Genomic DNA, 11,131 nt, shown 5'->3' with positions numbered 1-11,131 from the left:
GATAGAGAGCGAATCAATAGCTTGCGGAATGGATAGGAGTGCGCTGACAAGCCTGTGCCGCGCCTTGTGCCAAGTAACAGTTATAGGTCGTTAGATCGATAAAAGGTATTAGCTCTAATGTTGGCGAGCTTGGCACACGCAAAATAAAAGGGCTTACGAGTTAACGTAAGCCCTTGAAATAATGGCGCGCCCGGTAGGAATTGAACCTACGACCTTCGGCTTCGGAGGCTAGTTCCAAGCCTTGTTGATGAGCTTTCAACCCAACTAAAATTATCGAAAAATATAAAAAATTCAAATAAAATAAAAACTTACTACTATTTTATAATTAGCTAGTTTGTCTGTTCTTCCCCGTTTTACACCGAATGCTGCTCATCGTCACCATCAATGTGGACACATAGCGTGATTTTAAAATGTCCTATTTGAGGACGATTTTGACCTTTGGCACATGAGCAAAATTCCCCTACATTAAACCCACCATGGTTCAAGCCATCAAAAAAACAGGAAAACTATAACGTGGAATTTTTCTAGCATTATAGGCATCGTGATGATGGCAGCACGTTCTACGGCGGAAAGATGGTGAGATTGATGAGTCATGGCGATAGCTCACCAAGTGAGTGAGGTATTACACTTTGTTATTGAGGCCGCCTGTTTAATTGATTTAAACGCATTGCCTTCCAAGGAGAGTAAACATGGAACTTTGCAGAGAATAAGCTGGCTCCTCTGTCTAGATTATGAAAAATATTATTTGAGTAGCTGCTGAAAATAGCATTTTACAGCGTCTTAAACTGCAAGCTTTACATATTGCTCTTTAACTCATTGATGGCTGACCCGTTAATAAAGCTGCTAACTCACTGTAATCACTCGGCATTTCGCAGAGTGGCTAACCTTATGCGAGACACTGCCTATCACGACACCAGCGAAGTCGCTCAAGCCTCGGCTTCCCATCACAATAGTATCGATATCTTTGGCATTAGCAGTATCTAAAATTACCCGAACTGGATCACCACGCGTTAATATTTTTTCTATATACTGAGCGCCCTCTTCCTGTGCTGAATTAATCGCCTGTTTAAGCAACTGCTCGCCCGATTTCTCTCTTTCAGCGAGGGTAACGCTGGCATCAATAGCACCAATGCCCCATACCAACGTGGTGGTATAGTCAAGAGTTTCAGGTACATGTAACAAATAGAGTGTTGAGGCTTTTTTATCTAACAGCTTGCATGCCACTGACAAAGCTTGTTTGGCGTGTTCTGAGCCGTCAATAGGGACTAAAATTCGAGTATACATAATTGGCCCACCTCAATTAATTCTGACTTGTAGCACTAAAGTCTTAGACGAAATTTAGCTTTCAGGCGCATAAATACTGGTAGCGTTATAACGCCTAGTTGAGCTGGTTTAAAAAATTATCTAATTGCTTTGGAAATACATTCAGCTTGAAAGCAATCGAATATAAAAACCAATATTATTTAAGAATTTACTCATACCTTGGAGGTATCATGGAGCTACGCCACCTGAGGTACTTTTGCGTTGTTGCCGAAGAACTTAACTTCACCTGTGCTGCTGAACGATTACATATGTCGCAGCCGCCTCTTTCGCGCCAAATTAAGCAATTAGAACAAGAATTGGGCGCTGAACTGTTTGAGCGTAGCTCTAGGGGCTTACGCTTAACCCCGTCAGGTGTGTTTTTTCAACAGCATGCATTGCAAATATTAGAAAAAGTAGAGGTCACCATAGACGCAACACGACATATGGCACGTAGCAAGCGTGCGCTATTCAGTATTGGCTTTGTCCCTTCCGTGTTTTACGGACAGCTTCCGATGTTGGTTCGTGACTTACGCCAAATGGATAATGTTGAACTTTCGCTGGCAGAACTTACGACTGTACAACAGGTTCAAGCGCTTAAAGCTGGCCGCATTGATATGGGATTTGGGCGTTTACGCATTGATGACCCGGACGTCGAGCAAGAGATTCTATTCGATGAACCACTAATTGCAGCTCTTTCTAGTGGCCATCCGTTAGAGGGTACGACCCCTACCTGCGAGGAGCTGGCTCGCTATCCACTCATTCTCTTTCCCGCAAAGCCGCGCCCTAGCCTTGCCGATATGGTACTAGGCATTTTCCGCCGCCAAGGTTTAAAGGTTGAAGTGGTACAGGAAGCAAACGAGGTTCAGACAGCGCTTAGCCTTGTCGCTTCGGGAATCGGCATTACGCTGGTTCCCGAACAGGTCAAACGCGTTCAGCGGGATGGCATTACCTACGTAGCATTGGCAGACAAGACCATAACGTCGCCCGTCATCTGCAGTCGTCGACGAGGAGAAAAATCCTCTCCCCTTATGCTGGAAGCCAACACTATTTTAAATGTGCTCGTGGAAAACCGCCGCACCGGCCGTTACCCTTAAAACAATAGAAGTCATGGACGCAGTACTGCTACAGGACAAGAAGTTTCATGCAGTACCTCGTGACTAACACTGCCTGCCACTACTTGCGAAAGACCGCTACGACCGTGGGTTGTCATGGCCAGCATGGTATTATGACTATCCGCTAAGTAGCTGACGATAGAGTCCGCAGGGTCACCATGTAGCACCTCCCAGTCAACCTCATGGCCTTGCTCCTTCTCGACACGGCGTGCAAGAGCGGTTAGGTAGGCTGACTCCATGACATCGGTATACCCTAACATTGTTGGCTTTCTAGCGGCGGCGGTATCTATCACTTGCAACAGTTGTAACCGAGCTCCCAAACGTTTCGCCAAGACTGATGCATAAGGCAAAATTTGCTCGGATAGCTTAGAGCCATCAATACAGACGGCTAACACATCAACTCGCTGGTGAATAAGACCGTCATAGCGAGGACCGCACAAGTAAACAGGGCGTTGGGCACGGCGCACAACGCCCGCGGTTACGCTGCCTATCAGCATCTCCGGTACTGGGCGGCGCCCATGCGCCATCATACATAAACCGGCGTCCTCGCGGCTGGCAATTTCACCGAGGTACTCCTTGGCACTATCATGAGCAACCACATCGATGGCTATGTTTTCGTTGTGGTGGTTAGCTAAGCGCGCCTTCAGTGTAGAACGCCGTGTAGCTATTTCATGCTTATTAAGTACCACTGAAACGGCGCTTAAATCCGCTTCTAGCTGGGCCGCAAAACTTTGTCCAAATGCCAGTACACGCAAGGAGTCTTCACTATCGTCGATCGCCACAAAGATCTTGTCCATGGTCATACTCCGCCTACCGATACAATAGTTAATTTTGTTATTGAGTTTTATGGTTAACTGGACGGTAACGCCGGTGCAGCACATTGTAAGCAAGCGCCCCAACGACTACCCCCCAAAAAGCTGATCCGAGCCCTAAAAAGCTGACGCCCGACGCCGTAGCAATAAAAGTAATCACAGAGGCTTCTAGGTGGCTCTTTTCGGCGGCGAACGCACTGATATTGCTACTGATAGCGCCAATCAGCGCTAGGCCCGCCAGTACTGCCACAAACTCTCCCGGTAATGAGGTAAATAGCGCCACAATTGTGCCAGCGAAGACGCCACCAATTAGATAGAAAACCCCGTTCGCCACCCCAGCAACATAGCGTTTACCAGGGTCTTCGTGCGCTTCCTTACTGGTACAGATTGCCGCCGTAATTGCAGCGATCACCGTGGTGATACCGCCGAAAAAGGCAGTAACAAAAGACGTTAAACTGGCCACGGTAACGATTGGCTTGGCTGGTGTTGAGTAACCGGAGGTGCGCAGAATTGCCATGCCAGGTAAGAACTGCCCGGTCAAACTGACCATTACCAGCGGGATGGCCAGGCTCAAGGTAGCGCTCCACGTCCACTCAGGGCGTATGAACTGCGGCTCAGCGAATTGAACTGAAATGCCCTCTAAACTTGCACCTTCTAATAAAACGGCCAAAGTAATTCCGGCCACTAATAACAGCATCAGGCTGTAGCGCGGTGTAAGCCGTTTAAATACGAGGTAAGCGATAATCATACCAATCGCCAACGCTGGCACACTTTCCAAGGAGACAAAGACGTCTATACCAAATTGGAACAGGATGCCCGCCATCATTGCACTAGCAATACCCGGCGGTATCATCTGGATAATACGATCAAAGGAGCCCGTGATACCAATCAAGAAAATGATCATTGCTGTCGTCAGGTAGGCGCCCACTGCTTCATTTAATGACAATTCAGGGAATAGGGTTACTAATAAAGCAGTCCCGGGAGCCGACCAAGCGGTCACCACCGGAACTCTCAACCACAAGCTCAATAAGATTCCTGAAATAGCCGCCCCGATAGAAATGGCCCAGACCCAAGACGTCATCATCGTAGTAGATATTTCAGCGCTCTGAGCCGCCTGAAAAAAAATGGCGAGCGGGCCGGAGTAAGAGACCAGCACTGCCACAAAGCCAGCGGTGATCGCGGGAACGGACCAGTCCTTATGTAATTGCATGCAACAGATTTCCCAATGCCGAGGAGTTAACTACTAGTCGTCATCAGTTCCGGCAAGCCTTGCTTGCCGGAACTGGATTAGGCAACGCCGAGGTGGGTTTCAAGGATTGAAGGGTTATCTCTTAGTCCTTGAGAATCACCGCTATAGACCACTTCTCCCTTGACCAGTAACAAGTGCTTTTCGGCTATGCTGAGTAGGTTATCGATATTTTTATCGACAATAATGGTAGAAATACCGGTTGCTTTGATTGCGCGGATGATCTTCCAAATTTCATCTCTAATCAGCGGCGCTAACCCTTCGGTGGCCTCGTCAAGAATCATTAGGTCTGGGTTCGTCGTCAGCGCTCGACCAATAGAGAGCATCTGCTGCTCGCCACCCGAGAGGAAAGAACCATCGTGGTTGATGCGTTGGCCCAAGCGCGGAAACGTATCCAGTACACGCTCCAGCGTCCAAGGAGACTCCCCCCGGTCATTAGGGCGTGCGGCCATAATTAGGTGCTCACGCACACTAATGCCTGGAAAAATTCCGCGCCCCTCCGGCACGTAACCGATCCCTTGGCGAATCAGCTGCCAAGGACGCCGCTTGGTAGCCGAGACGCCCTTAATAAACACCTCGCCACGCCGCGGTGGCACAAAGCCCAGTATCGATTTCAGCGTAGTGGTCTTGCCCATGCCGTTGCGGCCCAGAAGGCTCAGCGTCTCGCCAGGCATCAGGGTCAAATCAACTCCATGCAAAATATGGCTTTCACCGTAGTAAGTATGTAACCCCTGGGCATCAATAAGTGGCGTACTTTTTTGCTCTACGGTCATGCGATTGCCTCCTCATCATGACGCCCTAAGTAAACATCGCGTACCTTTTCACTGGTGCGTATCTGTTCTGTCGGACCACTCTCCAATACACAGCCATCGACCATCACGGTAATACGGTCGGCCAGGCGGAAGACCGAGTCCATGTCGTGCTCAATCAATACAAGCGTGTAACGATCCGTAAGGCTGGCGAGCAGGTCGGTTACTTGAGCTGTCTCTTCACGCCCCATCCCCGCCATTGGCTCATCGAGCAGCATCAGCGACGGCGCTGTCGCTAGCACCATCGCGATCTGCAGTTGGCGCTGTTCGCCATAGCTCATGTCGGCTGCTGTCGTATAAGCACGATGGTTCAATTGGCAAGTATCTAGCACCTCTTGAGCGCGCTCACTCACCTTTTGTGCTGTTTGTCTCGAACGCCAGCTGCCAAACACTCCGCCCATATGAATACGAGCAGCCAGCTCGCAGTTTTGTAGGCAAGTCAGGCGTGGGAAAATATTGGTCTTCTGGTGGCTGCGTCCAATCCCCATACGAGCAATCTGGCGCGCGCTTTTACCCTGAATCGGCTGTTGGCGATAAAGCACTTGCCCTTCAGAAGGCGGTATCTCGCCAGAAAGCAAATTAATCAACGTGCTTTTTCCCGCTCCATTAGGACCCAAGATGGCGTGTATTTCATTGGCCTTAACGTCGAAATCTACATCGTTAACCGCCACTAAACCGCCAAAGCGCCGGGTCAAACCATGGGTGGCCAAGACAATTTCATCGCGCATAGCTCAGTCCTCCTTACTCTGTGTGACGGGTTGAGCGGAGACAGATGCTTTTGATTCTTTACCCACGATTTCAGCACTCGTTTGGCGTTTGCGATGCCAAGGCGGGGCGATAATCAAGCCCGCGATACCACGGGGTAGTATCAATACGGCTACGATAATGGTTACTCCCATCAATATCGGCCAGTGAGTAGTGGTATGTTCGTAGATATAGAGCAGAATTTCGTAGGCGAAAGCACCTAAAATAGGACCAAATATGGTACCCATGCCGCCTAAAATCAGCATCATTAACACTTCACCAGAAGTATGCCAGCCAAGCTGAGCCGGGTTAGCGAAACCGTATTGCATAGCTGCTAACATACCGGCAACCGCCGCCATCACCCCAGCGATAACAAAGGCGATCAATTTGTAGCCGCTGGTGGCGTAACCTAAGGCTTGCATGCGATGCTCATTGTCATGAATACCGTCAAGCACTTGACCAAAGTAGGAGCGTGTCAGCCAGCGTAAGAAGAGATAACCAACCAACAGCATGCCCAAACAGAAGTAAAAGAAGCTGTAAGGGTTATCAAGATCCAGCAGCGTACTTCCACCTAATTCCAAGCTGGGACGGAACATGATGAAAACCCCGTCGGTGCCCCCCGCGAACTGAGAAGTACTAATGAAGTAGTAAAGCATCTGCCCAAAAGCGAGGGTCGTCATGATAAAGAAGATGCCTTTAGTACGGATCACTAATACGCCTATCACTAACCCGACACAGGCAGAGACACCCATAACCAAAGGCAGCATCCACCACATGGACGCCGGACTAAAGTCTGGACTAGCCAACGCCAGCGTGTAAGCACCCAGTCCGAAGAACAGAGCATGCCCCAGGCTGACTAAACCCAGGACGCCCACTAACAAATCCAAGCTCATGGCGAACAGGGCTAGGATCAGCATTAATGTCAATTTTTCTAATATAAAATTAGCTTGGCTACCAAATACCACTTCTCCCCAAAGAGGAAAAGCGGCGATTAAAGTCGTTAATATCAGCATGATGAACGCGGCGCGCTTGGGATATCTATGCAACATTTCTTATTCTCCTCAAGCGAAAAGGCCGCGTGGTTTTACCAGCAATACTGCGGCCATAATCAAGTAGATAACCATGCTGGCGAGGCTCGGGATGAGCACTGCACCAAAGGTGGTGGCCATGCCAATAATAATGGCGCCCCAAAAGGCTCCTTTAATAGAACCAATACCACCAATAACCACGACCACAAAACACGTGATAAGGATGCTATCGCCCATGCCTGGCGCGATGGATGTAAGCGGCGCGGCGATCATTCCCGCGAAAGCGGTCAGCGCAACACCTACGCTAAAGATAAGTGTAAAAAGGGTACGAACATTGATGCCTAAACCTTCAACCATGTCGCGATTGACCGCGCCGGCGCGAATGATGATGCCCAGCCGCGTATGGCGAATAACCCAATAGATCACACCGGCCAATGCTAAGCAGACGCCCATCACAAAGAGGCGGTAGACCGAGTACTGCATGTTATCAGTCAGTTGAATACTGAAATCAAATGGTGCGGGCACCACAACACGATGCACATTACCGCCCCAGATAATGCGTTGCGCTTCGTTGAGTACTAAAATCAGCCCAAAGGTCAGCAGCACTTGATAAAGGTGATCGCGCTTGTAAAGCGTATCGAGAAATAAGCGTTCAATAACGAGTCCCAGTGCAATCGCGATAGGAATAGCCACCATGATGGCCAGCCAGAAATTGCCCAATCGCAGGGTAAGGTCGTAGACCAAATAAGCGCCGATCATATACATGGCGCCGTGGGCCAGATTGATGATCCCCATAATGCCGAAAATCAACGTCAAACCGCTGGCAATCAAAAAAAGCAGCAGGCCGTACTGCAGACCGTTAAGTAGCTGTACGCTGAAAAATGCGAGATCCATAAGATCCCTCCGAGAATCAGAGTGAGGGGCGGGCAAAACCCGCCCCATAATGCGTAGCGGTGTCGTTACATCTGGCAGGCTTCATCGGGTACTTCGAGATTCTCAGAAGCGATACTAACGACTTCGTGCTTGCCGTCTCGGATCTCGCGGAGGTAAATATTTTGGATGGGATGGTGGGAATCAGAGAAGCTTAAAGGCCCTCGTGGGCTTGCTAATTCAACATTGGCTAATACATTTATCAAGCGTTCTTTATCTGAGGTATCGCCACCTAACACATTGAGCGCTTGCACTAGCATCATTCCCGTATCGTAGCCTTGTACGGCATAGGTATCCGGCATTTCACCGTAGGCATTTTCATAAGCTGAAACGAAGGATTGGTTGGCGTCATTTTCAAGGGTTTCGGCATAGTGCAGCGTGGTCATTACCCCTTCGCCAGCATCGCCTAATGCAGCTAAATTACCTTCGGTAAGAAAGCCCGAACCTAGCAGCGGCATGCTCTCTTTCAGACCGGCTGCGGCATAATCCCGAACAAAGCTGACACCGCCACCGCCCGCAAAAAAGGTATAGACAGCATCAGGCTTAAGGCTGGCAATTTGCGTTAAGTAACTCTGGAATTCAGTACTGGGGAACGGGACTAAAATTTGTTGAACGATCTCACCGCCCTCAGCGGTAAACGCCTCCTCAAACCCTGCCAGATCTTCCTTACCACCTGCGTAATCCCAAGTAATGGTGACAATTTTGCGATGCCCCTGATCGTAGGCCACTTTGCCCATGGGATAGCTGTCTTGCCACATACTGAACGAAGTACGGAAGACATTAGGCATGCACAATTCGTTAGTGGCGGCACCCAATCCAGCGTTGGGAATAATCGTAATCGCTCCCGTCTGCTTAGCCACACGCAGCATCCCCATCGCAACGCCGGAATGTACGGGCCCAATAACGAAGTCAACTTGGTCTCCATTGACGAGACGACTCATGTTCTGAGGTGCTTTAGAAGGGTCAGCCTCTGAATCAAGTTGCACGTACTCCACTTCACGGCCACCCAACTGGTTACCTTCTTGTTCAATGGCAAGTTTCAGGCCGTTAGTAATTGCTTCACCAAGTGCTGTGTAGGTACCGGAATAAGGCAGCATCAGACCAAGTTTTACTGGTCCATCATTAGCCATTACGCTTGCTGATATTAGTGCAGAAGTGCCCATCAAAGCTGCTAGGGAGGTCTTTTTAAATGTTTTCATTATTTAGTTACCAAGGTTTAGTTGTTGTTGAATTATTTTTGGCTAAGCTGTTAACGCAATAAGGCATCCCTGTCTCATTAGAGCTAATCACACGTGATACACATCAATGACCTGATGGATGTAGTCGTTATTCAGCTGCACGACTTTTCTTGTGATCAACGGGGTCTCACCCGACACATCCAGGGTGTAGAAGCAGGTGCCAAAGAAGCTGTCAGTTTTCTTGTAACGATGGCTAAGCGTATGCCAGTTAAACCGCAGCTCCATCGTGTCGCCGTTTTGCGACAAGATCTCCAGATTGGTCACCTGGTGGGTGGTGCGCGGTTCCGGCGTACTCGCCCCGCTGCGCTCGGTCTTGATCCGATAGACCCGATCTTCCAGCCCTTCCCGGTTGGGGTAGTAGATCAGTGAGATCTCGCTGTGCGGGTCCTGGGTGAGCTGGTCGTCGTCGTCCCAGGCAGGCATCCAGAACTCGGCGTCTTTGCGATACAGCGCGAGCCACTCATCCCACTGGCGGTCGTCCAATAAGCGGCCTTCGCGGTACAGGAAGGCTTGGATATCGTGATAGCTAATGCTCATGTCACTTCTCTCCTCTCTTCAGGCGCTTAGGCGGACGCAGTGGCGATAAACTGACTGCGCTCTTTGTCGATGGCGCGCAGCATTTCGTTGACCCAGTGCTTGTGGTGCAGCACGTAAAGGCCTTCGTCTTCCGGGGAGGCGCCACTGAGCAGGGGCTTCATGTCGATGGCTTGGGCCGTTTCATCGGCGCCTTCGATCCACTGTTGGGCCCCGCGAGAGAGGTCGTTCCATTCGGCCAGGGCGCCGTTGTAGCCTTCTTGGCAAGCGCGGAACTCTTCCAGGTCGTCGGGCGTGCCCATGCCGGAGACGTTGAAGAAGTCTTCGTACTGGCGGATACGGACACGTCGGTCCTCGGCGGACTCGCCTTTGGGCGCGAAGCAGTAAATCGTCACTTCGGTTTTGTCCACGGCGATCGGACGGATCACGCGGATTTGCGTGGAGAACTGATCCATCAGGTAGACGTTGGGATAAAGGCAGAGGTTACGCGTCTGGTTGACGATGGAATCGGCGCGGGCCTCACCCAGCTGTTCCTGGATCCAGTCCTTGTGCTGGTAGACCGGGCGAACATCGGGGTTAAGCAGCCGGGTCCATAGCATCATGTGGCCGTTTTCGTAGGAGTAGAAGCCACCTTTGCTCTTCGACCAGCCGTCGGCGTCCACCGCTTTGGTGCCGCCAGCATCGTAGTTACGGCGTTCCATCGTGGAGGCGTAGTTCCAGTGCACGGAGCTGACGTGGTAGCCGTCCGCGCCATTTTCGGCCTGTAACTTCCAGTTGCCGGTATAGGTGTACGACGAGGTACCGCGCAGAATTTCCAGGCCTTCGGGGGCTTGGTCGACGATGTTGTCGATGACCTTGGTGGTTTCGCCGAGGTGTTGTTCGAGCGGTTGAACGTCGTCACTCAAGCTGCCGAACAGGAAGCCTTTGTAGTTTTCAAAGCGCGGTAGGCGCTTGAGGTTGTGGGAGCCATCCTGTTTGAAGTTATCCGGATAGGCGCCGACCTTCTCGTTTTTGGCCTTGAGCAGTTGGCCGTCGTTTTTGAACGTCCAGCCGTGGAACGGGCAGGTAAAGGTACCCTTGTTGCCGCGCTTACGGCGGCATAGGGTGGCACCGCGGTGCGCACAGGCGTTGATCAGGCCGTGCAGCTCGCCTTGCTTGTCGCGGGTAATGAGTACGGGCTGACGACCCATAGTGACGGTCATGTAATCACCTGGTTCAGCGACTTGGCTCTCGTGGGCCAGGAACAGCCAGTTGCCTTCGAAGATGTGCTTCATCTCCAGTTCGAAGAAGGCAGGGTCGGTGAACATGCTGCGGTGGCAACGGAAGATGCCCTGGTCAGGGTCGTCTTGAACGGCATTGCGAACGCGGGCTTCGAG

The 11,131-nt window shown here is 50.6% G+C and carries 11 protein-coding genes and 1 pseudogene; 2 read left to right on the top strand and 10 right to left on the bottom strand.

Annotation, left to right across the window (positions count from 1 at the left end; genetic code table 11):
• Positions 1 to 843: 843 nt before the first annotated feature.
• On the bottom strand, positions 844 to 1,284 hold the full coding sequence (locus ELY38_RS08745) for a universal stress protein (protein WP_127061434.1): 441 nt from the start codon (positions 1,282 to 1,284) through the stop codon (positions 844 to 846).
• 209 nt (positions 1,285 to 1,493) lie between these two features.
• Here ELY38_RS08745 and ELY38_RS19375 point away from each other — a divergent pair.
• Positions 1,494 to 1,664, top strand: a pseudogene (locus ELY38_RS19375) (LysR family transcriptional regulator); the annotation flags it as partial.
• Positions 1,665 to 1,745: 81 nt separating this feature from the next.
• Positions 1,746 to 2,396 carry a LysR substrate-binding domain-containing protein gene (locus ELY38_RS08740; protein ID WP_246009103.1) on the top strand — a complete coding sequence of 217 codons (651 nt, stop codon included), beginning with the start codon at positions 1,746 to 1,748 and terminating at the stop codon, positions 2,394 to 2,396.
• Between the two features lie 11 nt (positions 2,397 to 2,407).
• Here the strand turns inward: ELY38_RS08740 and ELY38_RS08735 are convergent, their stop codons facing one another.
• From ELY38_RS08735 to ELY38_RS08695, 9 genes are all read right to left on the bottom strand, one after another.
• The gene (locus ELY38_RS08735) at positions 2,408 to 3,211 is read right to left on the bottom strand and encodes a universal stress protein (RefSeq protein ID WP_185858951.1); all 804 of its coding nucleotides are present in this window, start codon (positions 3,209 to 3,211) and stop codon (positions 2,408 to 2,410) included.
• Between the two features lie 37 nt (positions 3,212 to 3,248).
• Positions 3,249 to 4,436, bottom strand: coding sequence for a benzoate/H(+) symporter BenE family transporter (locus ELY38_RS08730; protein ID WP_185858950.1), 1,188 nt, complete (start codon positions 4,434 to 4,436; stop codon positions 3,249 to 3,251).
• Between the two features lie 77 nt (positions 4,437 to 4,513).
• A complete protein-coding gene (locus tag ELY38_RS08725) occupies positions 4,514 to 5,245 on the bottom strand; it encodes an ABC transporter ATP-binding protein (protein WP_127061428.1) in 732 nt (243 codons plus the stop codon).
• Positions 5,242 to 6,009 (bottom strand): ABC transporter ATP-binding protein, encoded by a 768-nt coding sequence (locus ELY38_RS08720; protein ID WP_127061426.1) that lies wholly within the window; start codon positions 6,007 to 6,009, stop codon positions 5,242 to 5,244. The genes ELY38_RS08725 and ELY38_RS08720 overlap by 4 nt, the downstream gene beginning before the upstream one ends.
• A 3-nt stretch (positions 6,010 to 6,012) precedes the next feature.
• Positions 6,013 to 7,074, bottom strand: coding sequence for a branched-chain amino acid ABC transporter permease (locus tag ELY38_RS08715; protein ID WP_127061424.1), 1,062 nt, complete (start codon positions 7,072 to 7,074; stop codon positions 6,013 to 6,015).
• Positions 7,075 to 7,086: 12 nt separating this feature from the next.
• Positions 7,087 to 7,947, bottom strand: a complete 861-nt coding sequence (locus ELY38_RS08710; RefSeq protein WP_127061422.1) for a branched-chain amino acid ABC transporter permease — start codon at positions 7,945 to 7,947, stop codon at positions 7,087 to 7,089.
• Positions 7,948 to 8,012: 65 nt separating this feature from the next.
• A complete protein-coding gene (locus ELY38_RS08705; protein WP_127061420.1) occupies positions 8,013 to 9,182 on the bottom strand; it encodes an ABC transporter substrate-binding protein in 1,170 nt (389 codons plus the stop codon).
• An 87-nt stretch (positions 9,183 to 9,269) separates the two neighbouring features.
• Positions 9,270 to 9,758, bottom strand: coding sequence for a benzoate 1,2-dioxygenase small subunit (gene benB, locus ELY38_RS08700; protein ID WP_127059547.1), 489 nt, complete (start codon positions 9,756 to 9,758; stop codon positions 9,270 to 9,272).
• A gap of 26 nt (positions 9,759 to 9,784) precedes the next feature.
• A partial coding sequence (locus tag ELY38_RS08695; protein ID WP_127059546.1) for a Rieske 2Fe-2S domain-containing protein occupies positions 9,785 to 11,131 on the bottom strand: 1,347 nt, incomplete at its 5' end.

It is taken from the genome of Vreelandella nanhaiensis (assembly GCF_003990185.1).
GTDB lineage: Bacteria > Pseudomonadota > Gammaproteobacteria > Pseudomonadales > Halomonadaceae > Vreelandella > Vreelandella nanhaiensis.
Note: the sequence above shows the minus strand (reverse complement) of the source record. Positions and strands in the feature narration are given on the sequence as shown.